This window comes from Paraburkholderia dipogonis (genome assembly GCF_046027395.1).
GTDB lineage: Bacteria > Pseudomonadota > Gammaproteobacteria > Burkholderiales > Burkholderiaceae > Paraburkholderia > Paraburkholderia dipogonis_A.
Genome location: NZ_JAQQEG010000023.1, coordinates 67,102 through 92,146, shown reverse-complemented (window position 1 = coordinate 92,146; position 25,045 = coordinate 67,102). Strand labels below are relative to the sequence as shown.

The following is a 25,045-nucleotide window of genomic DNA, read 5'->3' as shown; positions in this document are numbered from 1 at the left end:
GGCGCGCGGCCTGACAACACGTAGGCCGTCCTGCTTCACGCGTTCGCTCAAGCCAAATCGCCACGTTATGGCGACGACGGCATAGCCGCCTACAACAACCACCTGATTCTCTTGCTGGACGACTGCATGGCATCGGTTTTCTTCTCGTACACGCACATCGACGAGTCGCTGCGCGACCAACTCGAAATCCACCTTTCGCTGATGAAGCGCGAGGGCCTGATTTCGGCATGGCACGACAGACGCATCGTCGCGGGCGACAACCTTGACGACAGTATCAATGAGCAGCTCGAGAAGGCCGACATCATTTTGCTGCTGGTCAGCGCGAATTTCATTGCGTCCGAATACTGCTTTTCAAACGAGATGACGCGTGCACTGGAGCGGCATAAGGCCGGCGAGGCGCGCGTCATCCCCGTCATCCTGCGAGCATGTGACTGGCACAGTGCTCCGTTCGGCAAAATGAATGCGGTCCCGACAGACGGTCGGCCGGTGACGTCCTGGTCCAACCAGGACGAGGCGTTCGCCGACATTGCGAAGTCGATTCGTAAAGCCGTGGCCGCAACAGCCTCGTCGTCCGCACCCAAGCTGGACGCGGCATCGGCAGCGAGAAGCATGCCGCCTCGGCCCGCAGCCATCGAACCTTCCGCGGCCTCGCAACTGCCGCGGTCGAGCAACCTTCGCGTCAAGCATGAGTTCTCAGACCTCGACAAGGACACGTTCGTTTCTGAGACGTTCGACTTCATTGCACGCTTTTTCGAGGGTTCGCTACAGGAACTGGAGAAGCGACACGGCCAGTTCCAAGGACGCTTTTCGCGCATCGATGCGCGCCGGTTCACCGCGAGCATCTATAAGGACGGGAAGAGCGTGTCGCAGTGCACCGTTACGCACGGCGGAGCCTTCGGTGGACACAGCAATCGCGAGATAGCATATTCGAACCAGATTTCCTCGCACACGAACAGCTACAACGAAGCGCTCACGCTCACGGAAGATAGCCAGACGCTTTATCTGAAGCCGATGATGAGCATGGCGAGAGGCGTATCCGAGAAACTGTCTGACACTGGGGCAGCTGAGCATCTGTGGTCGATGCTTATCGAGCGGATACAACGGTGATTTCCGGTGGGCGACCGCGACAATAGCGCCCGATGACGTGCCGCGCGCGTGATAACAACAACGCTCCTGCAGGCCCGGAATTATTCTTTTACGTGCTCGGGCGGCCTATAGCACGCAGCTACAATATGCCTACCTCTTGCGTGAATCGCCCTTGCTATCACCCATGACCACTCTGACCACGAATTCGAATCTTGCCCTCATGTATGACCAGGCAGGCGCGTTTCTGAACCTCGACCAAACTGCTCGTGCACAGTCAGACTGGTTCAGAAGCTTTCGTGACGACAAGGACTTCCGCAGCTTCTTCAAAAAGAAAAAGGTGCTCGCGAAGGGCACGAGTTTGCAGGTCACGGTGATTTCCCAGATTGCCCGCGCGATTGTCGACTGCATCGAGGAAGGCGAACCGGACTTGGCACCTACCGGGTCTGAAGTCAACGACATCATGAAGAGCGCCACAGACCTGGCAACCAAGCTGACTGCGGCGCGCCCTTCCTGGCTTGCTCCGGGTGCCCGGACGCGCGGTTTCCAGGAGCCGCTGCGGACGCTCCAGACGATGCCGTCGATTGTGCCGCCCCGAACTGCAGGCCGCTTGCCGATGACGCAGCGTCGAACGCTGATTATCCGGCTCGCCCACGCCATCTGCGAGGCTTGTGACGAAATTCCCATCCGGGTCATTACGGCGGTCGTCGCACGCGCTTGGGAAGAAACCCTGGAACGCCAAGTCTACGATGTGCTGACCGCTGTCGAACGCGTAAGTATTCAAGCGCTCGTCGAAGCGAAGCGCAGGAACCAGGCCGACGTTGAGAACACAGCACATCTGGCACTGAGCCGCGCAAGTGTTCCGCGTAACCGTGCGGCGCCCACGGCGGACACGCGAACCGACGCTCAGCGGCTAGCTCAGGCTCTCGAAATCGTGGGCGGGTGCGCGGATGAGACTGCGGCAATCGTGCTTTACGACGCGCTCAGCGCCGCCGGCACCGAACTTGGGTTAGAGCTAGATTCAACCGAGCAGTGAAAAACTGCGGAAATTGGGCCCATTTTCCGGCCTATTTCCTCCGGATTTTTTGCGGTTGAATTGGCTTGATATTTCGGTAGCAGTGTTTCGAGCCGACAGGTGAACAATACGTCCTGTCACAACTCCCACTGCATCGAATGCAAAAACACATCAAACCGCAGAATTTCCAGTCCTTCGACCACATCATCGCCAACTGGCCGGACAACACCGCCAAGCATCAGCGTGCGCGCTTGCTCGATGCCATGCGGCTGTGCGCGGGGATTACGACACTGGAGGCAACGCGTTACCTCGACGTCATTGACCCTCGGGCGCGAGTGGTCGAACTGCGCAAAGAAGGTTATCGCATCGTCACCTCGTGGGTATGCCAGCCGTCAGAATGCGGTCGCCTCCACAGCGTCGGGCTGTACACGCTTGCCAGCGTTGCAACCGACATCATCATGGGCGCGAAAGTGCCCCCCCTGACCAAGTCGGGCAGTTCCCAGTTAGTGCTTGCTCTCTGGCACTGAAGGCGCACGCAGCGCGGGTTGAGTTTATTCACCGTTCATCGTTCACCAGCCCGCTAACGGCGACCTCAATGGAGATGCTCGGCCTCCTGCTTCACGGCCGGCCTGCCCTCCTGCAATATCCACACTGACTCTTCGACGTCTTCGTCACTTAGTTGGTAGTCGTCGATGGCAGTAATACCCATCGCAGCCAAGTCGGTTGCGGACGCCTCGTCGCTGGAGATTCTGTATCGCATCGCGTCGGCAATCACGCCGGGCTCGTCCTTCTCGCTATTCAAAATTTCCTCGGCTACCAGGCCAGCCATGCCATGGAGGAAGCTCCAGTTTGCCGGAAAGTCCGAAAAGGTAATTCCGGCCGTCACCGCGGCCCGGCGCATGGCCTCTGGACAGGTCCGAGGACGAAATTGCCCCAACCAGGCGCGTTCCTCCGGGTTCCCGCTATTGTTCTTCCAGACTACCGCGTCACCGGCGCCGCCAAAGCGCTCGTAGACCGTCTTATGAGCCGCTTATTGGTATGCGGCGGTGCGGAGCTCGCGAGCAGCTATAAGTTCTTCGTTGAGTTCAATCATGTTCGTTGCGAGTGTTCGGTTTGGTCACCCCAGCGTATAGCTTGAAAATTGGCCAGTGACGAAGCACCGCACATTTGTGCTCGCAACCACCCGCGGCGCCCTCCCGTCAGACTCGCGGCCGACACTCGGGAATCAAATATCCGCGTAGTTGATTCCGTAGTGCCGCTCTCGATGACAGTTCGGACACAAAGCCATCGCATTCTCAACGGTATCTTCCCCACCGTCTGCCAAACGTCTGCGATGATGAACCTCAAGGTACGGTCTCCCGTCTGAGCGCTGAAACGGTGCCGATTGCCCGCATCCTCCGCACGTCCCATTCGCTCGCAACAGGACTTCCGCAATGACGTCCGGGTTTCGCTTGAATGCGCGGGTCAGCACGACGACCTGCTCCGGTCGCCTGTTTGCATTGGCGAGACGCTCTCGACGTTCATCCGCGGAAGACTTCAGGGACTTCTGAACGGCGGCATCAAGATTCTCGACGACCGTCTCGTGAACGGCCATCCGCTTCAGCGCCTCGACGAACTCATCGTGCACCTGATGCAGTGCGGCTTCCGGACCCTTCGTTTTGCTCTGGAGATAGACGATATGGGACAAGAACGTGTCCAGCGCGACCGAGAGCGGGCCGGCGCCGTCATGTGCAATATCCTCGAGGTAAAGCTTCCAAGCGTTGGCCGCGATTGTCGTCGCGAAGCTTTTCGCGCCGCGGCGCATTGCAACGTAACTTCCGATGTAGCCCTTTGCGGCACGAGGCGACATATCAGGATAGGAGTCGCGCAATGCTCGTTCGGCCTGCGGTAGTTGCAAGCTGCCAGCGACAACCGCCCGCGCCAAGTCGAGCGCAAGCTGAAATGCTGTTGATGGAACCAGGTATCGAGGCATGTTCGGATTCTCGAAAGACTGCGAGGGTTAAGTTCATTCCACCGCGCCAGCCGCATTACGCTCCGCCTGGCTGCCGTAGTCTCACTTCAGCGCCGCCACCGCGCTCCGCAGGTAATCACGCGCCGCATCAATCTTGTCGGGATGTGTTTTCTCGTCTAGGTCGGCGCGGTCCTTCTCGCCCAGAAAATATGCCGTGCGGTTCGGTTCCTCTTTGCGTGGATGGGGGACGCCATGAAGCACGCGTTCCTTGTTCAAGAATCCTTCCTTGGTCAGCCACTCGACGCCTCTCGATGCGGCCGCTCCCACCGGGATGAATACCGCGTCTGGCATAGCTTTGGCCATCTTGCCGAAGTGGCTTCGCATTTGCAGGCGCAGCATCGGGTCTCTTTCGGGATGCCACCCGGCCCTGAAGTTCTCGCCGTTTTTGAACACGGGAAACTGAAGCACGGACGACACCTGCAACAGGTCGCCCGCTTCGCCGAACAGGTCGGCACTTGAGCTCAGACTCAACCACTGATGCACGCCAATATGGTCGAGGAGCGCCACGACGCGTTGGCGCGTCACGCCGGCAAAGGCGGCCGCGAGACTGGCGCGACGTAACGCCTCGCCCACGGGAGCACCCTCAAACAGTGCGCGATTCGCCTCGGTCAATGCAATGTCGGCCTGCGCCTTCCAAGGCGTGGCGTCCACGAGAACGAGCTTCGCCGTGGGATTCACCCACCCGAACGGCGCGTAATACACGACCAGGTCGCCGTTGCCGTGCATGCGAAGGGATGCAGATTGCGGGTCGCCTTGTGGGCCTCGGTAGTCCCGGATTGCAGATTCATACTTCTCGAAAAGCTCGAAATTCACTTGTGACTGGTCCGTATATGTTGTTCTATGTTGTGCAGCTATGCGCAATGCATATCGGCGCTCGCTTCCGGTGGATGGACGCGTTTAAATTCGTCGAGTAAACGCGATATTCGCTATCTAACGGCGGCCGAAATGCAGATGTCGGAGCGGAAGGGCGCCCCAGACCAATATGCTGTCGTCACGTGTCGACCGTGTTTCGGCCAGCCCGGCTGTCGAATATCACACAGATACAATACTGTCGACAACGAGCATGGATGCGCGCGAAGCCGATGCCGATGGTAATTTCGGCCGTTTGCACCGCCTTGCACCTCATGATTTTGAGGGTATATGAGGCCACAAGACAGTAGCCGCATAGGACGCTATGGCACTCGATACCTACGACTGGTTGAAAATCGCGGCATCATCGGCTGTTATTGGCTCAGCGATGGGCGCGATAATCAACGGCCTTTTCGCGCGAGGCAAAGATAGGCGTGAGCGCGACCGCGAATCGTTCCTGGCTGCTCTGTTAGCAGTCGACGAACTCGAGGGCTACGTGCGAAGCTGCGTACAAGTGATTTATACCGACAGCGAGGCTCAACAAGAGGCGGTCCGCCGCAGCAGCTACGACCCGCTGGAGCCGGTGCGGCTTCCCCCTTTTTCGTATTCAGCAGAAATCCAGTGGAAGTGGTTGCCAAAAGACGTAGCGGCGCAGCTTCGTGAATTCCCAAATGCGTACCGTGAGACTGTGCACTACATCCGGAGCAGCGCCGAATTCGGTGACCCCATCGGCACGTGCGACGACATAACTCTCGGCTGCGCGCGGCTTGGCGAGCAGGCGTGGAGGCTTGCGGCCGCGGTTCGAGAGCGTTGGGGACTTCCGTCCGCGCAGGTGCATCAGCATGGAGAAAATGCCCTTCAAACGTTGAGGGAGCGCGTTCTAAAGCATGAGCAGCAAGTCAGAAACCTTCAGTCAGCGCCACCGCTCTGGCCGGTGCCTTTGGGAACAAGCACACAGCAGGCGGAAGCAGGCGGTCCGACAAACTGAGCCACGTGCGTTGAATCTTGGAACGCAGTGCCGGCAGTTAGCACGCGGCTCGCTTGCCATTGTTGCAGGAGCGCGAATGCCACTGAAGCAAACTGCACTAACTGGTAGATTTTTAGGTTAAGCGCACACATAATCGCCCGAAAGGTCAGACCTGCCTGCGCCAGTGTGCGACGAGTGAACAGAATCGGGGTTCTCCTTAGAACGTCATCAATATGCCCGATTCCACGGTCACGGAGACCGCGCGAGAAAAGTCGTATCTGGACGATACATGTAGATTGGGGGCTTCGTGATACAAACCGATTTCGGGACTTTCGATGGCACGAGCTGGGAGCGCTTGTGCCAGTCGGCGTTCAAATTGAAATATGGACCGTCATATCAGCGCATGCCAGCTTCGCCTGGCGACTATGGAATCGAGGGTTGGACGACGGACGGCCTCGCGTTCCAGTGCTACTGTCCCGAACGGCACTACACGCAAGAAGAGCTCTATGACAACATTCGCGACAAGATTACGCGCGACGTTGGCAAGCTCAAATCTTATGCGCAACAGATAGCTGACCGCATCGGCTCCACGAGAATTCACAACTGGCTGTTTGTGACGCCAACGATAAATGACAACGAGCTCCACAAGCACGCGCGGAAGAAGGAGAAGGATGCCCGTAAATGGGAACTCACCATCCTGACCGAAGACTTCAATATTTCCCTTCTGGACGCCGGCTACTATTCGAGCGAATTCGAGCAATGCAGACGCAATGCCGGGACTGCTCTGCAGCTTGGTCCAGCAGTGGACAAGTCGATTGCCTTGCCCGAAGCTCCCGAGGAGTATGACGAGCTCATAGCTCGAAAGAACAGGATGCGCCTAAAATCACGGCAGGCCAGCCCGACGTTTGAAACCGAGCTGTCAGAATTCAACAAGCTCGTCCAAGGCAAATTCTTACGCTGCGACGACCACCTCGCGACGATAGAGCGGACGTCGCCTCAAGCCTTCGCACAAGTCATTCGCGTCATCGGCCTCTACGCTGACGAGATGCAGGAACTCAAGTATTTCTGGACGGGCGAGCCGAACGAGCTTGTGGAATCGGTCAGAGCTGAACTCGGCAACCGGCTTGAGAAAGAGCTCGGTGGTGTTGTCAGTTTCAGCGACGCGCGCACTCTTGCAGACCTCGTCGTGGCGCGCTGGCTTGCTGTGTGCCAGCTCGACTTCTCGGAGCCAGTCCAATAATGGCAACTCTCGAGTTCAACGTTCGCCCCTCATCCGTACTTCCTGACCATCGACCGCTCTTCAAGATTACGCAGCTTCTGCTTGTCCTGTTGCTGGCGTCGCGCGGGAGCAAGTCTAGCCTCGTTAGGCTGCAGTTGTTCAACTGGGTCTTGAAAGAAAATGCCCGAAGGGAAAAACTCATTCGTGCCGCCAAGAGCCAGGAAATTGATTTTCCCGCTTGGGGCCTCGACCCGACCGTGCAGACGGCGATGACCCTGGCCGCGGCAGATGGGCTCATCGAGGCGACCGCCAAAACAGTGGTGCTGACGGACAAGGGCAGCGCATTCTGCCAGCGAGCTTTGGAGGAACAGCTGTACGACGATGACGCTGCCTTCCTGCGTGGTCTCAAGACGTCTATTACCGAGAAAATGGTCGACAGTATCGTGGAGAAATGGGTCTAGTATGCTCATCCGTGGGATTGAAATTCGAATCATCAGTGATGGTGAGACCTTCGGCTTTCGTACACCCTTCAAGCCAGGGCTCAACATCATCAAAGGTCGTAACTCATCAGGGAAAAGTACCCTGGTGAACACTTTGATGTACGGCCTCGGTTTTGAAGAGCTGGTCGGCGTTAAGGGTGAGCGCGCCCTGACGTCAGCCGTGCGCGACAGCTTCCAGTTCGACGGCAAGGCGAGAGTCATAAGCCAATCTGCCGTCTTGGTGGAAGTCGAAAACGACTCAGGGAAGGTCGTCACTTTCCGGAGACCTATCCGGAACGAAAGTAAGCAAACCAAACTCGTCGAAGCATTTGACGGGGGATTGGTCACCAAGCCCGACGATGCTGTCGGTGAGCCCACGCCGCTCTTCCTGCACGACCCGGGGGCCGCGCAGTACGAGCGCGGGTTTCTGCGCTACCTCGAGACCTTTCTTGGCATGCAGCTACCGCGCGTGCAATCTTCTGTTGGCGGCCTCACCCGGCTTTATCCGCAAGTCGTTGCCGCCGCGCTGTTCATCGAACAGAAACGCGGCTGGACCGACTACATAGCGAATATCCCGTTCTATCAAATCTTGGGTGCTCCCACTCGAGTTGTTCAGTACCTCTTGGGCCTCGACAACTTCAAGCTCGAAGAGGAACGGGCGCTCAACGAGCAGCTCCTCAATCAACTGCAGGCTCGATGGACGGACAATCTTGCTGAGCTTCATGCCGCGCTGCGCGTGGTGGGTGTATCAGCTCAGGGTATTCCCAAGACCCTCCACAGGTCGTTCGAGCCCGGCCACGCGACTCTTTGGGTGAGAATCGAATCGGAGAACGTCGCTGTATCGCAGGCTGTTTCGAATAAGACGGAGCAGTGGCACGCAATCGAGCGCCGCCGCAAAATCGGCCCGGCTTCGGCGACCCCGGATGTTATCGACCTGTTGAATGAGCAGACCGTCAAGCTGGACATGCTCATGGCGCGCTATGAGACCTTTTCGAGTGAAGCTCGACTGCGACAGAGCGACCTGGTCGAGTTTCGACAGCTCCTCCAACAGGCGGAGTCCGACCTTCGCAAGAACAAGACGACCCGAAAGCTGCACGACTTGGGCGCTAGTCTTCAGCTTAAATCGGCCGAAGGAAAGTGCCCAACTTGTGGCGCCCACATCGAGAACACACTGTTGCCTCACACTGACGGCGTGACACCGATGGACCTGCAGCACAACATCGATTACCTCGAAGCCCAGCTGCGCATGCTCAAAGGGCAGATTGCCGGTTTGGAGAATATGGGCGAGCAATCTGCTGGCCACATCGCAGCGTTGGAGAGCGAGATGGCGCAGCAGCGAGCCTACGTCATAAATCTTAGGAAAAACATCTCGCAGTCGGATGCAACACTTGAAGCCGACGTCAGGAAGCAGATAAATCTGGAGCAAGACATTCGCTCGCTGCAGAGTGCGGAGTCCCGTCTATCGACCTTCCTTGAGCGTGCGGAAGGTCTTGTAGACAAACTTGTCGGCGCCCAGGAGGAACAGAAGAAGTTTCCGAGCGACCTGTACAGCAAGAGAGACCGCGTCAAGATTTCAGTTCTCGAAAAGAACTTTCGCGCAAACGCGTCGGCGTTCAACTACACGAGCGCCGACATTCCGGAGGTCCAAATCAATGCGGGGACCTTGCTTCCGGCATTGGGTGACATCACGCTGCGCGAAGTTTTGAAGCGCAACGTGAAATCCGAATCATCTGCAAGTGACTTTGTCAGGCTTATCTGGGCATTCCTGCTCGCGGTTTATCAAACATCGGCGACACGGGACTACGCGGGCAATCACCCAAGTGTGTTGATGTTCGATGAGCCGGGCCAGCATTCGATGAGCGAGACGAGCCAAAAGGCGCTCGTGAACCTTATGAGCGGATTGAAGCAGCTGCAGAGCATCCTTGCGGCATCATTCGATGAAAGCGTCGCCGTTTTCGACCGCGTGACTGAAGGCAGCCACTTTCACCTTATCGAGTTGCCCGATAAGTTCATTGGACCGATGCGACACAACGGTGCAATGTAGCCATATAGAGTGGCGGCGCCGGAGACGGCCGGCGCGACAGAATTCCTCAGAGAGGCGCTGACGGGCGATGACGCAAACTTCCATGCCGGCTTCAGGCCGACGCGCGATAGTGAGAGCCGCTCACGATGTCTATCGACTTTATCGTCGACCTTAGCAAGCGTGACAGCGAAGTGCATCCGCAGTTCCTGTCATTACGGGAAGCCTCTACTGGCACTTGCGGCATGCAAGCTGCCCAGCGCTATCCATGGGAGTCGACCCACGCGCGCGCCCACGACAGTCCGGCATCTTGCGCTTCCTCTTCGGTTTCGAAGACACCGAGGACTCCAGAGGCTTCTACGAATTTCCGGTCCCGAGTAATCGTCCCGCTCGCGGCGTATTGCTCGGGCGCGAGTGCCTGTTCCTGCTGCTCAATGGCGTGGCCCCATAGCACGTAACCTTTATAGGTAGCCTGCTGCATTGTGTTCGTGTTCCTATGCGAGTGCTTCGACTTGTCAGGCGCCAAACATGGTCGAAATGAATCGTTTCGCATCTTCGCGGCTCACATGCTCGAACGGTGCTGCATGGTGAGCGTACAGAAATTGTGTGCCTTCGCGGTCAGTCAGCTTCACCGAGAGCCGGAACAGCGAGCCGGCTGGATACTGCCGCCGCATGGAACGACTGCACTCGATTTTGAGGTTTGGGTCTACCCCCTGCCCAGGAAGCGGTCTCACGCGCAAGCCTGCAGACGAAGGTTCGCCAGAGGGCACATACGTCTCAACGATGATTTCCATTCGATGACTCGACTTAGGTATGCGTCTGTCAACGCGCGGCCGGCGCGCAGCTCGCCAAAAGGTTCGCCTCCGGAACACGACAGAGGGGCGAGCATCCTCGCAGTCTGTTTGCCTGTTAGCCTCCGATGCATCGGCATAGCTATCCAGGTTTCACTCACGCAAAAAGGTCCCGAACGCGCTCGAAAGGAAGCCCCGATTCCGCCGCACGCCGGACCTTCCGTTCGAGCACATGGTTCAAGGGAAGCTGTCTGTCCAGTGTGTCGAAGAGGTCTAGACCATCCATACAAATAACGCGCTTGGCGCGACCGAAGGCGGCTAACCCGTCTGCGGTAAAGCCACTGTTGCTCACGAACAAGCCTCGGGCCCATGCTGCTTTCTGCTCAAGCTTCCCGTGAAAAGCGTGCAAATCGCCCGCTCCGGTGGGCTCGGACTGCCACTTCGCCTCGACAAGGTAGGTTTCTCCCTGCAACACGAAGCTGCCGTCTATCTGCTCGCCGCGATGGCGGAAAGGCTCACGTGCTTCGAGGCCGAAGCAATCAAATGCCTCCCTGAGCCACACCTCAAACGCGTAACCGCGCGGATGCGGAGGCAGTGACGACAGTTCAAGAAGCTTGTTCTTGAGTCCCAAGATTCGGTGCGCATCAAGCGCAGGCTTGGGTGGTGGATTCCCACCAAAGGCGGCCTCGGGCTTGCCCTCGAGACGGTTAATCAGGGAAAGGAACTGTCCTTCCGCATTGACTATCCAGTCGTCCCGACGCTGCGACTGCCGAACGGCTTCGCGATATTTCCAAAGAGCCTTGAGTGTCTTGACGGCGGTAGCCAAGTCCACCTTATTTAGAAAGCACCTTAATCGCTTGGCTTTGGAGGTACCGTTATCAAGATAGGCTGGGTCATCGATGTCGACATTAAGCTCCTCCAGGAAGAATATACCCATGGTCCGGTCGGAGAAATCGAGAACATACCCGCCATTCATCTCAAATAAGTCGTCGACGAGTTTCATGTCGAAGGTTCGAATATTCGGCGTCTTCATACGTTGCATCAGGCCCCTGCCTGGTCTTGGGAAACGAAGAAAGTATGCCCGAAGAAGAGCCGGACGTTGCGACAGGTTCGGAGTCGATGACGGTAGGCTGACTGGCATGTAATTGTCCCCGCACATCAGTGCCAGCAGAGATTGGTCTTATCGACAACCCTATGGACGAACATCTCATATTATTCTGCGCAGGCGCTGCATTTCATCGACGCCTCGGACCGTTAAGGAATTATCTTGCCTGACCACATCTGCTATGAATGCTTTGAAGATTCCATCCTCCGTGAAAGAGTACATCGGGAAGGGGACGTTGACGAGTGCAGAGTCTGCGAGGAACGGCGCGAAGGTATATCCGTCGAACAACTCGCCGAATGGCTAGAGCCCGTTATGCGCGACAACCTCGGTTGGGGCCGCGAGGTGCCGGACTTTGGCGGCGGCGACAGCGACCGCATCAGTTACCGCCGCCTTGGCGACCCCCTCGAATACTGGGTGCAGACCTTTCTCGGACAGTATTTCGATTTCCAGAGCGAAATAATCGATGCGGTCATTGAAAGCGAATTCATCTATCCCGGGGATGGCGAAGAGGCCTTCTGGGACGAAGCGATGGATTACGAGGAGGTCAGGCACAGTGGGGGCGACTTCGGACTTGCGTGGCGCGATACCCTACAGGACGTGCGGCACAGAAGGCGCTTCTTCAGCGAGAAAGCACGCGAGTTCTTTGCCGAGCTGTTCGCCGATGTCGAGGATATGCACTTAGCCGGCAAGCCGCGGTCACCTGTCGTGCGAACGCTCCGAGCGGGCACGCGACTCTTTCGAGCGCGGGTGGTCACAAGCCACTCACTGCTCAACGATATGGTCGACGACCCGTTGGCGCACATCGGTCCGCCTCCTCAGCACCTTGCCCGGGCTGGCAGGATGAACGCGGAAGGAATTTCGGTCTTCTACGGCTCGCTGGAGTCGCCAACCTGCTTGGCAGAAATGCGCCCCGCGATAGGAAATGACGTCGCGCTTATTGAACTGCGAACAAACAGGCCACTGCGTGTTTTGGACTTCACCAGGCTAGAGACAGCGCGCTCAAGCAAGCCGCTCAGCTATTTCCAACCGGACTTCCAAAAGCAGCGAAAGCGGCGTAACTTTTTGAAGATACTTCACACGCTGATTGCGCAGCCCATCACGCCCGGTCATGAATCTGACTACCTCATCACCCAAACAATGGCGGAGTTCCTCTCCCACGTCGCCGAGCCATCGTTCGATGGCATCTTGTTCAAATCGACACAGCGCGAGAACGGGACGAACATCGTGCTATTTCCGAATGCGATGCTCGACGATGCTGGCGTGCCTCTGGCCTTGCCAGTGTCCCTCGCAGACGGAAAAGTGAATCTGTTCCGAACCGAATCAATCTCGTATTCGCACGCGAAGCTGACCTACTATCAGCAGGAGGACGCAGATGGAGTTATTGTCCTTCGGGATGATGCTCCTCTCACAGGCGACGCGGATTGGGACGACTGGCCGGACTAAGAACACGATTGTCGTTTGGGCAACGTTAGCGCGTAACTGGTGAACTTGCGCCGGCATCAGGGTGAATCACCAGCGCGTTGACGGGAACTTGGCGCGCACTCTTCGGGACAGTGCGCGCGCGGAGCGGATTTACGGTTGCTGGAAAGCCCAAGGGTGTTCGAGCGCGAGTCGCAAGAGGTTTTGGGCAACCTTCTTGCTTTGGCCACTTCTTTATGCGTTTCAGATTTTTCGGCGGCCTGTCTGGTGCTTCGTCATGTTCACAAGGAAAACTTTCATTTGACTACGTCGTGTTAATAAATAGAATTGCTGCCGTAGCTTTCATCTGACTAACTCCTGTTCAACGCCCTGATTCGAGCGAATCCGATTATGGCGCCAGGACGTTTTGCGTCTACCGTTTGGTGGTCGGCTCTAAATATAGATAATTAAAGGGGTGCAGTATGTCTGGAGGCGGTGGTGGTGGTGGAGATTGGCGGCCTGAACCGAAGGCGCCTGTAACGACGCCGAATCCGGCTGGAGCCGGCGGCGGAGTCGGTGGCGGAGTTGACCCTTGCGTCATTGAAGAAGTCACAAGTCTTAATTCGGTTAATCCAACCGCGCTTCGAGGCGTTCGCGCTGGAGCTCTTTTAGATGTGGCATTTATCCCAGGGCCGTCTCGCCTCGTTGCACAGGACGCTGGCGGGAATATCGTGGGCTCCATCACGTCGCGCTCAATGTTGCAGTTCATCCAGTGCATCCAGGCCGGCCGGCAGTATGTTGCTGAGGTCCTGGGTGTCCAAAGTGGGACCTGCAACGTCAAGGTGAGACTGAAATGACGTCGAACGCGATAACCGTAGTCGGCGGTGTTTATCACGAACAGTGCCTCTGGCCAGCATGGGACCAGATTTATGGCTCAGGCGGTCGAGCTGCGACGGCAATCGTAGGTCACGTCGAGACGGTAACGCTGCGCACGTATGCTTGCAAGGAACTCGAGGATGAGTTCCGAAAGGCCGCTGAGGTATTCAAGTTCGACCTGGTCACGACACCAGCGCGGACCGGCATTTCGTTCGAATATGTGCATTGCATGTCGACTCCGGTGCTGCGGCCGGCGCTATCCTCCATCCCGAAGCACGCGCCAATCGAAGTGCAACACGAAGCGGTATTACGTTTTGGGATGCTGGAAGGGTCGGCAAAGGTTGACGCCAAGTGGTGCGTGTATGACCCGCAGTCGGCATTTGACCCGGAGTCATTCTGGGAGAACGGTAGTAAAGCCGAGCACCTTGCCATTGTGGGAAACCGCAGCGAAATCGTAGCGATGGCTGGTGAGAGCGACCTTGCGAAAGCCGCAGCCAAGCTGATTCAGGATGGCGCAGAGGTTGTGGTCGTCAAATCGGGCCCAGTAGGCGCATACGTTCACACTGCGGCTGCGAGCCCGACGCTGATTCCCGCGTACCGTAGCGACCTGACGTGGACCATCGGTTCTGGAGACGTGTTCGCTGCTGTGTTTGCAGCACGCTGGGCCGTTCACCGTGAAAGTCCCGAGACTGCGGCAGAGCTGGCTTCGCGTGCCGTTTCACAGTACGCGGAAACGATGGCATTGCCAGTTGCATCCGCTCCTGAGCTTTTTCAGGCTCAGCGTGTGTCGGCGTCAACCGTGCCGGGAAAGGTCTACCTGGCGAGCCCCTTCTTTAACCTAGGACAGCGTTGGCTGGTCGACGAAGCACGACGCTACCTGACTGAGTTGGGGCTGACGGTGTTTTCTCCTGTGCATGACATCGGCCCTGGCCCAGCAGAAGTGGTCGGGCCTGCGGACCTTGCTGCGCTCAATACGTGTGACCGGGTCTTTGCTATATTGGATGGCCTTGATGCGGGCACTGTCTTTGAAACTGGCTATGCGAGAGCCAAGGACCTCCCGGTTTACGTTCTTGCCCAATCCGTAACCGAGGAAGACTTGAAGATGGTCACCGGTTCAAATTGCAAGGTCTTCTTCGACTTCGTCACAGCGTTGCATCACGCGGCATGGAAATCATGAGAACGGCCCTCCTGCTATCCGGTGGAATGGATTCGATAGCCATTGCGTACTGGAAGAAGCCCGAAGTCGCAATCACGGTCGCCTACGGTCAATGTGCCGCACAAGCCGAGGTTCGCGCTGCTGGCGCAGTATGCGAAGCGTTGGGGATTGAGCACCATGTCATCGAAGCTGACCTCCGTGCTCTCGGAAGTGGTGACATGGCCGGTCGAGCGGCGTCTGAGCTTGCGCCGGTTTCAGAATGGTGGCCGTTCCGGAATCAGATGTTGGTCACGCTGGCCGCAATGAAAGCAGTCGCGCTCAACGTGAACGCCCTGTTAATCGGAACCCTTCGCACCGACGGGATGCATGCCGACGGCAAACCGGAGTTCCTGGCTGCGATGAACGCGGTCCTGGCTTGCCAGGAGGGTTCGATAGCTCTCACTGCACCGGCAATCGAACTAAGTGGTGCAGAGCTTATAAAGGCCTCGGGCGTCCCCGCCGACGTTCTTGCGTGGGCCCATTCTTGCCATGTTGCTAACGAGGCTTGCGGAATGTGTCGAGGGTGTGCGAAGCACTACGAGGTGCTGGAGGAACTCGGCGTTGACCCATACTGAAGACCCCCAGCCTTTGGAGGGTCGTCCGTTCCAGGACTATCCTTGGCCGATTTTGCGCACTGTGCCATTCGGACAGCACGGCGCGCCGGCCGAGCGGTTTTTCCTGGATGTCTTCGAAAGTCGACGCTCGGCTCGAGCACTGACATCAGCGCCGCTTGAAGCAATCGTTGATGCGCTGCGTCTTGCTCTGGTGCCGCGCTTTTGGAAGGACGGCGACCCGCTAAGGCGAAGTCGCCGTCCCGCGCTTTCAGCGGGGGCGCTACACCCAATCTCAGTTTTGCTATTTGCAGGTGTCGCCGTCTATCGAGTGAACGCGGACGAGTCGGTTCTCGAAGAACTGCATGTCCCTCCCGAACTGCGCGCAGGCTGGGTTAGCAAATGCAAACAGTTGCTCCCGGCCGCAGATGGAGCGTTCATTGTGCTCATTGCCGACATGGCGAGGCCGATGGCTGCATACCAGTACAGCGAGTCATTGGTATGGCGTGATGCGGGAGCGTTGCTCCAGACACTTGCGCTCGCTGCCGAATCGTACGGGCTAGGATTCTGCCCGCTCGGAATCCTTGGCGGCGAGGTCGTTGATGGATTGCCCGGAGCCGACCAGCTCCTTGCTGTCGGAGCGGCTGCTATTGGACAGTCGGTCTGACTTACTGAAGCGCAGCAACGTCGGTCAGTGGGCGTTGCTGAACAGGTCGAGTTGCTCGGCTGCTTGTCCCTGAGCCTTTCTCAAAATGATTGATAGCTGGCGCATGTGGTCCCACATCAGGCCGTCAAGGGTCGCAGCCGAGACATCAATCGCGCGCGCAAAGGCAATGAAGCGCGCCTCCAGTTTCCGGTAGTGAGTCTCTGGCTGCCATTCTTCCGGGAAAAGACCGAGATGCTGGCCGACGCGGAGGATGTGAATATCAAGAATTGCGACTTCACTCTGTGGACGCAAATTGCGAACAATCCACGAAGCTGTTTTCAGTCCGATACCGGGAAGTTCATTCAACTGGTCCCGGAACACGATGTCGTCCTCTGAAGGAGTAAAAGAGTGCAGCCGCTGAAGACAGCCGCTCAAATACTTGGCTTTTTGCCGGATGAATCGGTACTTACGGGCGCGACCATGGAAGGTGAACGGTTCGCTCAGAACCTCTTCAAGCTCTTGCGCCGTCGTGCCCGCGCGCAGCATGTCTTTCTCGCGAACACGCGAATAGGCGGCTAGCGCCAGCTCTGCCGGCATACCCCAGCCCCCAAGCAAACAGGCAGCAACTTCTTCCTGCAAAGTTCGACCGAGGCGGAAATCGCAGAACGTCCCAGACTCGGTGTGTTGCCACGCCTGGCCGCGCCAATATGCTGGCGTCATCAGTTCGTCGAATGCTCCCCACGGAAGCCCGGGAAGCACCTCTTCGTGCACCGGCGGCAGTGTCAGCTCGCGGACTTCGCCCGCGATATGAGCGTACATGGTTTGCATGGGGGCCGAAGCTGGTTAGGTAATATTTACGCGATAATAGATGCGCGAAACTCGCGAAGCGCCGAATGATACAACAGGGCTACGGACGCGACAGACGACATGCTCTATCGAGTATAGGAAGAGGAGATTCGATGCACCTCTTTTTTTACCCCCTGAGCCTGATGAGTCGCTTCACTTCTTTGCAGTTGGGCCGTTGTTTCGTTTGCGCAAAATGGGCGCGACCTCGAGCGTGCGCGATGACCAGCGGATACCAACGCACGTTCGACACTCAAAGACGAGGCGGTAATGGTTAAGAATCGGTTGCACAAGTACGTAAGCATCGGCACATTAAAGAGGATACTCGGGGGGGACATCCGCATGAGCCAGCCGAGCGCCTTCAACGACCCATTCGAACTGCTGCCGGAGTTAATCATCCCGGCTGACCAAGCGGGAAAACCAATCAGCTTCTCGTTCGATATAGATGCACCTCGGCGCGAGACTCCGTTGACCGCGGTCGTTCAGCTCAATGATGGACACGTGTCCAGCGACATAACGTCACGGCACATACTCGATGTTCTAAATAAGCAGGTGGGCATTCTTTGTCTGTCCAAAGCCCCGAACTCAATCTTGATGTGGTCGCATTACGCGGACCAGTACCAAGGCGCAGTCGTCGCCTTCGACGCGGACCACGAGTTCTTCGCGCGTCAAATCGAGGTCGAGTACGTTGAAGAGCGCCCGAAGAAACACGTCGACTCGTATCAGCACGAGCCAGTTCCGCTGGCAGAACTTTGCTCGAAATCTATCGAGTGGAAATACGAGCACGAAGTGCGAATTGTGCGCCTCCTCGAGGATTGCAAGAAGACAGACACGACCGACATAAGGGGCTTCCCGGTTTTCACCGCGGACATCCCTCAGCAAGCCATCGTGTCGGTCGCGCTTGGCGAACGGACACCTGTCCCTCAGCAACAAGAGATTTACCAGCTCGTGAGAGACACCCAAATCGGGCTAACGCTGTCCGCTGTCGACAATGCAGGTTATGGGTTTCGCCAGGAAGTCATTCTTTATCCCGGCGACCTCCGGAATCCCACCTTGTCGCCGCGGACCGCTCACATATTCGCGGGCAACGGTAGCGCCCTTGCCGAATTGGCTCGCTCGATGATTGACAACCATCCCATGAGCCCAATCGTGAACAAGACGGTCTAGTCGCAACGACCGCGTTTCGTTATGCAAGGTGAGCCCGGCACCCGCGTCGATTAAGTCAAGAAGTCTGGACCTTTGCGCGACACCGGATGCTGTCAGGCCGTGGCGATAGAAGTCTCCCTTGCCGTGCGCAACCACGTGGCCCCGTGCGGCCAGTCAAGCAGCCAGTCGATGCTCGTAGTAGGGTCGCTCCTTATCATCGAGGACGGCGTACGAGGTCGCGAGGTCCGACGGGTCTGGATTCAGCCATGCGTCGATGTTTTCGGATTTAATCGGAATAATGCATCGGTCATGGCCGGCTGCGGCAACCTCAACGGGCGGCTCGTCAGTTATGGCTGCAAATGACAACAAATCAGGCTCGCCCGGCGCCGACCATCGAGACCAAAGACAGGCGACCAGCATGAGCTCACCGTTGCTTGGATGAAATTCGAGGACGACTTTTTCGTCTCGCTCATGTGTTTCCAACAGTGTCCCCTCCATCTTGGCTTTGCTGACATTCTCGTAGAAAACGTCGACAAGCATCACGCCATGGGTGTACCCAAAGCAAGGCTTCCAGAAACCTTCGAGATTGTCGCGACGGGCGTTGTAGGTTCCAGGGTATTTCACGTCATAGCTCGCGGGCTTGCCAGCAATGCGACACTGGTAACGCATGGGCTTGACGACGAGCTGACCATTTTCCATGACTAGGACGGGGGCGTAGTGTCCCGGGAATATACGCGAATCGCGTGGTTTGGCTGTGGTGCGTTGAATGTCGTCAAGCTTGCCAAGAGTCCAGGCAATTTTGTCCGTAGCAATTCGCTGGCTCTCGGTCGCCGCCTTGGTGATTTTTGTTTGAAGCGTGCGTTCGGCATCTGCCAGCCGCTTCCGCTGTTTGAACAGGTCCTGCTCAAGCTTCGTACTCTGAGCTGCATTGAACTGGTCGATGGAGGTTTTGATTTCGCCTTCAGCGTCGGTTTTCGGTTCGGCGAAGGCATCCTCCATCGCTTTGGGTATCTTCGCTTTGCTGACACCTTCGGCGCGCTTGAAAAACAGACGCGAGAACTCGCCTATGTCCATGATGGCGCCGAACATGCGCACGAACTTGCGGTAGTCAGCCTGAATCTGAGCCGAGTAGCACATGAATACCTCCGTTCAATGCTTCGATAATACGCAACTTTTTTGGCCTCTATTAGCAAAAGTCCCGACTCGCCGTGATTAAGCCGCCCAGCAGATGAGACATGTCAACCAAACGCTGTGCCACAAGATGTCGCACTTCTCCTTGGCATTGCCAGGTTCCGTAGACGGCGAGCAAAGATGCGCCAAGCGCTTCCTTGCGTTGTTTCTCTAGAAGGCTTGGCCAGACAATGACGTTGACGTTGCCCGTCTCGTCCTCGAGCGTGACAAACATCACACCCTTCGCTGTTCCGGGACGTTGGCGCACGGTTACAAGGCCGCAGCCTCGTGCGAGCCGTCCGTCGCGATAGGTACGCAGCGTCGACGCCGGCATCAACCGGTTCGCGAGCAGTTGAGGTCGGAGCAATTCCAGCGGATGCCGCCCCAAGGTCAGTCCGACAGACCTGTAGTCTGCGACGATGTCGTTCGCTTCCGTCGGTGCGCCCAGGTCGGGCGTCTCGTCCTGCACCGCCGCTGCTGCAAGCATGTCCTTGTCAGGCACGGCGGCGACCGATTGCCATAGCGCCTCGCGGCGATTGCCGGCCAGCGAAGCGAGAGCGTTGGCGTCCGCAAGAACGTGGAGGTCCTTTCGGTCCAGTTGCGCTCTACGAGCCAGGTCAGCCACGGTATCGAACGGACGCACGGCTCTGGCGTTTTCAATCCGCTCTGCGGTGCCGTCCTTCATGCCGCGCAGGAGCGACATGCCGAGCCGAACCGCCGGGCGGTCGTTGTCGGGTAGTGACACCAAGACAGAGTCCCAGCCACTGACAGCAACGTCAACTTTCAGCACCTTCACGCCGTGGCGTTGTGCGTCCTGCACAAGCTGCGACGGCGAATAGAATCCCATCGGCTGACTGTTGAGCATGGCAGCAAGGAATGCCTCAGGCTCATGGCACTTGAGCCAGCTACTCGCATACACGAGCAGCGCGAAACTGGCAGCATGGCTCTCGGGGAAACCGTACTCACCGAAGCCCTTGATTTGCTCGAAGATACCTTCTGCGAAAGCCTGGTCGTAACCGCGCTCCTGCATTCCGTTGACGATGCGGTCATAGTATTTCTCGAGGCCACCTTTCCGCTTCCAGGCGGCCATAGCCCGCCTCAACTGGTCCGCCTCCCCGGCTGTAAAACCGGCAGCCAGGATGGCCACCTGCATGACCTGCTCCTGAAAAATCGGGACCCCGAGCGTGCGCCCAAGCGCTGTCTTCAGCGCCTCACTCGGGTAGGTCACGGGTTCAAAACCTTGACGACGTTGCAAGTAAGGATGGACAGCACCACCCTGAATCGGTCCTGGCCTGACGATGGCTACCTCAATGACGAGGTCATAGAAGGTACGCGGCTTCATGCGCGGCAGCATGCTCATCTGGGCTCGCGACTCAATCTGGAACACGCCGACTGTGTCCGCGGCGGAAATCATCTCGTATGTCTGCGGGTCTTCTGCGGGGATGTCCTGCATTTCGAATCGCTCGCCGCGCTGCTCCGACACGATGTCCAGCGCTCGGCGGATAGCCGACAGCATGCCGAGGGCGAGCACGTCGATTTTGAGCAGACCGAGCGCCTCGAGGTCGTCCTTGTCCCACTCGATGACGGACCGGTCCGCCATCGCCGCATTCTCGACAGGGACGAGCCGCGTGAGCTTCCCGCGACTGATAACGAAACCGCCAGAGTGCTGGGACAGGTGGCGCGGAAAGCCAAGGAGCTGGGAGGCCAGTCGCGCCCAAGCCTGGATGAGCGGTTTCTCCGGGTCAAGCCCGGACTCGGCGAAGCGCTTCAGAAGGTCCTGGCTCGTGTCGAACCAGTGGTGGCTTTTCGCGACGAGGTCGACAATCTGCGGGTCAACGCCGAGGGCTTTGCCAGTTTCACGCAGCGCGCCACGCGGCCGGTATGTAGACACTGCAGCAGCGATTGCCGCACGGTCGCGGCCGTATTTGCGATAAATATATTGGATGACCTCTTCGCGTCGCTGGTGTTCGAAGTCGACGTCGATGTCTGGCGGTTCCCCCCGCTCCTTGCTGATGAAGCGCTCGAACAGCATGTTGCCGCGCGCAGGGTCGACTTCGGTGATGCCGAGGCAGTAGCAGACTGCAGAATTGGCGGCCGAGCCCCGACCTTGGCAAAGGATGTGCTGGCTGCGTGCAAAGCGAACGATGTCGTACACAGTCAGAAAGTACGGTTCGTATTCCAGGTCGGCTATGAGCTCAAGCTCGTGCTCAATCTGCCCTTGCACACTGTGCGGGATGCCGGATGGAAAGCGTCGCTGCGCTCCGATGTATGTTTCCTGCCGAAGATAGGCTTTCGGGGTGATGCCCGCGGGTACCAGTTCGTCCGGATATTCATAGCGCAGCTCGTCGAGCGAGAACGTGCAGCGGCTCGCGATGTCGACGGTCGCTGCGAGTGCTTCGGCCGGGTACAGGTTCGCCAGGCGGAGTCGCGAACGCAGATGCTGCTCGGCGTTTGGCGCAAGGTCGTAACCGCATTCGTGTACTGGTCTGCCGACCCGGATGGCGGTCATCGTGTCTTGCAGTGGCTTGCGCGACCGCACATGCATGACTACATGCCCCAGCGCCACCACGGGTACATCCAGTTTGCGCGCGATGAACTCGACCGAGCCGCGGTGAATGTCATCCATGGCGCGTTGATGAAGCACCAACCCTACCCAGGCGCGGCCCGTAAATGTATCGTCCAGCCACTCGACCTGTGCAGCAAGGACATCCTCGTGGGCCGGGAAATCCGGTACAAGAATGGCGAGGCAGTCCGGCATCCCGCGAAGGTGTCGATATTCCTTCTCTGGACGCGAGAGGTCCTGTGGCGTCAGGCGATATTCGCCCTTGGTTGCCCGGGTGCGCGCAAGCGTAATCAGTTCAGACAGGTTTCCGTATCCCTCGCGGTTCTGGGCGAGGAGGATTAGTCCGAATGCGGGCGAGCCGTCGGCGTTGACGAGCCGGAAGAACGAGCCGACGATAAACGGTAGCTTCGTCTCCTTCGCTGCGACGTGCGCACGCACAACACCAGCTAGCGAACATTCGTCTGTGACAGCCAGTGCCGAATAGCCTAGCTGTGCCGCGCGCTCAGACAGTTCCTCGGCATGGGAAGCACCATGCAGGAAGCTGAAATTCGAGAGACAAAAGAGCTCGGCATACGCCGGAAGGATATTGAAGGTGGTGTCCATGACGCATCAACCGAACAGTCCGTGAAGGAACCACCGCTGCTCCTCTTCCGCATCGCGGCTGCTGACACGCTCGCGATATATCCAATAGCAACTCTGGTCTTCCGCCTGCGCCACGAAATAATCGCGCGTCACGAGCTCACCATCAAACCAGCCGGCCTCAATGCGTTCACCGGGAGATACCATCCGCAATGGAGACCCGTAGAAAGGACGATGCTGACGCATCAACAGTCGCACCGGGCTGTCCAGCTGCCAGGTCGGTCTCGGTAGACCGAGCGGGAGTGCCTGCTGCTTCGACTTGAACGTCACCGGCACCCAGCGATTGGCGACCTCCGGGCGATGGTCAGCGGTGGGCGCGGAACGAAGAATGTTGTCTTCGCCGAGTCGCGCAACGAGCAGCTCAAGAAGACGTGCATGGTCTTCTTTCGAACCTCCCGGTTCCGGGAACAGCGTGTCGGAAGCCGGTTCCGCGGATTCCACTTTTGACGCATCAAGTCGCAGCGCAATAACCGGGGCAGCCAGCTCAATCCGATGCAGCCGCTCCTTGAGCAGCCTGACGAGATGTTCCTCTTTCCAGGTCGGCTCGCCCAACGCGATGTCGATGATTGTCGGCTCGATAGCGTCGCGCCCACGTTCATGTTCGAGCAGTAGCTTGACGGCCGTTACCGACAGTTGCTTGGCGCAAAGCCAGCCGCACAATTGCACGATAAGTCGATGGGCACCGAACACTGCGCCGTCCGCATCCTCGAGTCGGTCCGGCATTTCGATACGTGCGGAGAAAGTGGGCGGCAGTTCGAGCCAGTCAAACAGTTCGGGCGCGGTGCCGAATGCGCGGTCGAGTGAGTCGAGCAGATGTTCACCACATCGACGCTGCAGGCCGGCGCGTGGCAGACGTCTAACGTCAGCAATGGTCTCGCAGCCAAGCCCGGAGAACCAGTCTCCGTACGGACGAACTTCGGGAACGGCCATCATCGGCAGAGCGGCCAGTCGTTGCTCGAGCGATGCGAGCTTGAGCACACGGCGGTTCCCAGACTTTGCGAGCAGCCATCCACCCTGGCCGGTGGGCGCAGCGCTGATTCGCGCAGTAAGCCCAAGCGTCCCGAGAACAGTCTTCGCTTCCCGACACAATGCGAGCAACCCGCCAAAGAGTCGAAGACTTGCACCAACCTCAACTACGACGGTCGCTTCGTCAAGCAAGGCGACCTCCGGTGAGAAGCGCATCAGGGCAACACCTACCTCGCGCTGTGCCGCTGCCTCCTTCGCGGCATCGCGTTCATGCATCTCCGTTTCCGGCGACAGTGTCAGCACTCCGCCGCGCTTCATACCGAGGCGCACACCAGCTGCACGTGCCGTGCTGTCTGTAATGACCACTTTGTCTTTCTCCAGTACTGCACTTCCGTGCGCGGGCTCAGATGACCACTTCGGTCGGAACACCTCGAGCGGCAACTTCGGCAAGTGGACGGCGAGAAAGACGCGCATGTCGGGAAAGCAGTACAGGAGTGGGTTGAAGGGGAATTGACAGAGGCTCTGCGCGCGCTGGCCCTCGTCGTTTTACGATGTCGACGGTCAGACCGTCGGCTGATGGTCTTAACGCAAGCCGCAACAGGGCGGGCGATGAGTCCTGTGCCGCTGCCAGAGGCCGGACCATTACAAAAAGTGTTTCGGATGACTGCGCCGCTAGGTGCAGGCGCCTTAGCGATGAGGCCTGCGCGTATTGCGTCCAGAAGATGAGCGCACTGCAACTGCCTGCCCGCAGAATCTGCTCCGCCGACCAGAGCGCATCCGCAGTCTTTTGCGCTTTGACCCGCAAGACCTGGTCAATGGGAAGTCCGATGTAGCTGAGTCCAAGTCCGTCCGGCGTATGCGGGGGCTGCACAAGGGCGACCGGTCGATTGCCAGCGGCGCTGAGCGCCGGGCGCAGCAGCCGCAATTCGCCCACGCCGGCTTGCTGCACCATCAGGTCGACAAGGGCGCCGACCGGCCAGCCCCCGCCGGGAAGCTCCGCCGACAGCGCCGGATAGCCGGTCTCGACCACCCGGCCACGGCCACGCGCGAGCTGGGACGCACGCCACAGGGACGGATGTATCTCTTCGGCCGTGACAGTTGCGCTAGACATGTGGCATCGAAAAACCTGTATATTTATACAGTATCCTACACGCAAATTCGTAGGCGTGAACTGTCACTTTTATTCTAGGGAACGGGGCCGCGCGACATCCCCAGCTCGGCTTCATATCCTGCTCCCGTTGTCCAGAGGAGGTTCCATCATGCGAGCAGATGAATGGGTTCGGGAGGCCGAACGCGAATCAAAACTTGTCGACGCCCTGTACAAGGCGCGTCATCTTATTTCGATGCACAACGGCATGACCGTGCGATGCGACGGCGAGGAATGGGCGCTTGATTTCGGCCAGGAACTGCAGGTGATTGACGCTGCGTTGAACACCGCTGGAATAGACGCCCGGCGCCTGACGCAATAACTGCTGTGGGCCGCCCAAACTGCGGCATCGTTAACCGAGTCGGT

General features: G+C 58.2%; 24 protein-coding genes. 13 read left to right on the top strand and 11 right to left on the bottom strand.

Going from position 1 to position 25,045, the window contains the following annotated elements; genetic code table 11:
* The first annotated feature begins 126 nt into the window (after positions 1–126).
* The 3 genes from PQR32_RS23855 to PQR32_RS23845 all read left to right on the top strand — a co-directional run bounded on the left by PQR32_RS23855 (position 127) and on the right by PQR32_RS23845 (position 2,625).
* Positions 127–1,107: a toll/interleukin-1 receptor domain-containing protein gene (locus PQR32_RS23855; protein ID WP_408232462.1), complete on the top strand. Its 981-nt coding sequence runs from the start codon at positions 127–129 to the stop codon at positions 1,105–1,107.
* Between the two features lie 163 nt (positions 1,108–1,270).
* Positions 1,271–2,119 (top strand): hypothetical protein, encoded by an 849-nt coding sequence (locus tag PQR32_RS23850; RefSeq protein ID WP_408232459.1) that lies wholly within the window; start codon positions 1,271–1,273, stop codon positions 2,117–2,119.
* Positions 2,120–2,256: 137 nt separating this feature from the next.
* Entirely contained in the window at positions 2,257–2,625 is a 369-nt protein-coding gene (locus PQR32_RS23845; protein WP_408206090.1) for a helix-turn-helix domain-containing protein, read from the top strand.
* A gap of 65 nt (positions 2,626–2,690) precedes the next feature.
* Here the strand turns inward: PQR32_RS23845 and PQR32_RS23840 are convergent, their stop codons facing one another.
* From PQR32_RS23840 to PQR32_RS23830, 3 genes are all read right to left on the bottom strand, one after another.
* The gene (locus PQR32_RS23840; RefSeq protein WP_408206092.1) at positions 2,691–2,999 is read right to left on the bottom strand and encodes a hypothetical protein; all 309 of its coding nucleotides are present in this window, start codon (positions 2,997–2,999) and stop codon (positions 2,691–2,693) included.
* Between the two features lie 324 nt (positions 3,000–3,323).
* The gene (locus PQR32_RS23835; protein ID WP_408206094.1) at positions 3,324–4,070 is read right to left on the bottom strand and encodes an HNH endonuclease; all 747 of its coding nucleotides are present in this window, start codon (positions 4,068–4,070) and stop codon (positions 3,324–3,326) included.
* Between the two features lie 81 nt (positions 4,071–4,151).
* Positions 4,152–4,922 carry a hypothetical protein gene (locus tag PQR32_RS23830; protein WP_408232455.1) on the bottom strand — a complete coding sequence of 257 codons (771 nt, stop codon included), beginning with the start codon at positions 4,920–4,922 and terminating at the stop codon, positions 4,152–4,154.
* 361 nt (positions 4,923–5,283) lie between these two features.
* Here PQR32_RS23830 and PQR32_RS23825 point away from each other — a divergent pair, with 361 nt between their 5' ends.
* The 4 genes from PQR32_RS23825 to PQR32_RS23810 all read left to right on the top strand — a co-directional run bounded on the left by PQR32_RS23825 (position 5,284) and on the right by PQR32_RS23810 (position 9,667).
* Positions 5,284–5,946, top strand: coding sequence for a hypothetical protein (locus PQR32_RS23825; protein WP_408232452.1), 663 nt, complete (start codon positions 5,284–5,286; stop codon positions 5,944–5,946).
* A gap of 286 nt (positions 5,947–6,232) precedes the next feature.
* On the top strand, positions 6,233–7,165 hold the full coding sequence (locus PQR32_RS23820; RefSeq protein WP_408232449.1) for a hypothetical protein: 933 nt from the start codon (positions 6,233–6,235) through the stop codon (positions 7,163–7,165).
* Positions 7,165–7,605, top strand: coding sequence for a hypothetical protein (locus tag PQR32_RS23815; RefSeq protein WP_408232446.1), 441 nt, complete (start codon positions 7,165–7,167; stop codon positions 7,603–7,605). Before PQR32_RS23820 ends, PQR32_RS23815 begins: the two co-directional genes overlap by 1 nt.
* Position 7,606: 1 nt before the next feature.
* Complete coding sequence (locus PQR32_RS23810; RefSeq protein ID WP_408232443.1) at positions 7,607–9,667, top strand: ATP-binding protein; 2,061 nt, start codon at positions 7,607–7,609, stop codon at positions 9,665–9,667.
* A 238-nt stretch (positions 9,668–9,905) separates the two neighbouring features.
* Here the strand turns inward: PQR32_RS23810 and PQR32_RS23805 are convergent, their stop codons facing one another.
* From PQR32_RS23805 to PQR32_RS23795, 3 genes are all read right to left on the bottom strand, one after another.
* Positions 9,906–10,124 (bottom strand): DUF6566 family protein, encoded by a 219-nt coding sequence (locus PQR32_RS23805; protein ID WP_408232440.1) that lies wholly within the window; start codon positions 10,122–10,124, stop codon positions 9,906–9,908.
* Positions 10,125–10,158: 34 nt separating this feature from the next.
* Positions 10,159–10,437 carry a hypothetical protein gene (locus tag PQR32_RS23800; protein WP_143326689.1) on the bottom strand — a complete coding sequence of 93 codons (279 nt, stop codon included), beginning with the start codon at positions 10,435–10,437 and terminating at the stop codon, positions 10,159–10,161.
* A 154-nt stretch (positions 10,438–10,591) separates the two neighbouring features.
* Positions 10,592–11,467: a restriction endonuclease gene (locus tag PQR32_RS23795; RefSeq protein ID WP_408232437.1), complete on the bottom strand. Its 876-nt coding sequence runs from the start codon at positions 11,465–11,467 to the stop codon at positions 10,592–10,594.
* Positions 11,468–11,701: 234 nt separating this feature from the next.
* On the opposite strand from PQR32_RS23795, the gene PQR32_RS23790 reads away from it, so the two are divergent.
* The 4 genes from PQR32_RS23790 to PQR32_RS23775 all read left to right on the top strand — a co-directional run bounded on the left by PQR32_RS23790 (position 11,702) and on the right by PQR32_RS23775 (position 16,226).
* On the top strand, positions 11,702–12,982 hold the full coding sequence (locus PQR32_RS23790; RefSeq protein ID WP_408232434.1) for an RES family NAD+ phosphorylase: 1,281 nt from the start codon (positions 11,702–11,704) through the stop codon (positions 12,980–12,982).
* A gap of 808 nt (positions 12,983–13,790) precedes the next feature.
* Positions 13,791–14,990, top strand: a complete 1,200-nt coding sequence (locus PQR32_RS23785) for a PfkB family carbohydrate kinase (protein WP_408232431.1) — start codon at positions 13,791–13,793, stop codon at positions 14,988–14,990.
* Positions 14,978–15,583, top strand: coding sequence for a 7-cyano-7-deazaguanine synthase (locus tag PQR32_RS23780; protein ID WP_408232428.1), 606 nt, complete (start codon positions 14,978–14,980; stop codon positions 15,581–15,583). Before PQR32_RS23785 ends, PQR32_RS23780 begins: the two co-directional genes overlap by 13 nt.
* Entirely contained in the window at positions 15,570–16,226 is a 657-nt protein-coding gene (locus PQR32_RS23775) for a nitroreductase family protein (RefSeq protein WP_408232425.1), read from the top strand. The genes PQR32_RS23780 and PQR32_RS23775 overlap by 14 nt, the downstream gene beginning before the upstream one ends.
* Positions 16,227–16,250: 24 nt before the next feature.
* On the opposite strand, the gene PQR32_RS23770 is transcribed toward PQR32_RS23775, so the two are convergent.
* Positions 16,251–17,033, bottom strand: coding sequence for an 8-oxoguanine DNA glycosylase (locus tag PQR32_RS23770; RefSeq protein WP_408232422.1), 783 nt, complete (start codon positions 17,031–17,033; stop codon positions 16,251–16,253).
* 357 nt (positions 17,034–17,390) lie between these two features.
* Here PQR32_RS23770 and PQR32_RS23765 point away from each other — a divergent pair, with 357 nt between their 5' ends.
* Positions 17,391–18,215, top strand: coding sequence for a DUF2971 domain-containing protein (locus PQR32_RS23765; protein WP_408232419.1), 825 nt, complete (start codon positions 17,391–17,393; stop codon positions 18,213–18,215).
* Between the two features lie 153 nt (positions 18,216–18,368).
* Here the strand turns inward: PQR32_RS23765 and PQR32_RS23760 are convergent, their stop codons facing one another.
* Genes PQR32_RS23760 through imuA form a run of 4 tightly spaced genes read right to left on the bottom strand, consistent with a single transcriptional unit; the run spans position 18,369 to position 24,643 of the window.
* Positions 18,369–19,331, bottom strand: a complete 963-nt coding sequence (locus PQR32_RS23760) for an SOS response-associated peptidase family protein (protein ID WP_408232416.1) — start codon at positions 19,329–19,331, stop codon at positions 18,369–18,371.
* Positions 19,332–19,380: 49 nt separating this feature from the next.
* The gene (locus PQR32_RS23755; protein WP_408232413.1) at positions 19,381–22,530 is read right to left on the bottom strand and encodes an error-prone DNA polymerase; all 3,150 of its coding nucleotides are present in this window, start codon (positions 22,528–22,530) and stop codon (positions 19,381–19,383) included.
* A 6-nt stretch (positions 22,531–22,536) separates the two neighbouring features.
* Positions 22,537–24,006 carry a Y-family DNA polymerase gene (locus tag PQR32_RS23750; protein ID WP_408232410.1) on the bottom strand — a complete coding sequence of 490 codons (1,470 nt, stop codon included), beginning with the start codon at positions 24,004–24,006 and terminating at the stop codon, positions 22,537–22,539.
* The gene (imuA, locus tag PQR32_RS23745; protein ID WP_408232407.1) at positions 23,936–24,643 is read right to left on the bottom strand and encodes a translesion DNA synthesis-associated protein ImuA; all 708 of its coding nucleotides are present in this window, start codon (positions 24,641–24,643) and stop codon (positions 23,936–23,938) included. Before imuA ends, PQR32_RS23750 begins: the two co-directional genes overlap by 71 nt.
* A 148-nt stretch (positions 24,644–24,791) precedes the next feature.
* Here imuA and PQR32_RS23740 point away from each other — a divergent pair, with 148 nt between their 5' ends.
* A complete protein-coding gene (locus PQR32_RS23740; RefSeq protein ID WP_408206115.1) occupies positions 24,792–25,001 on the top strand; it encodes a hypothetical protein in 210 nt (69 codons plus the stop codon).
* Positions 25,002–25,045: the final 44 nt, after the last annotated feature.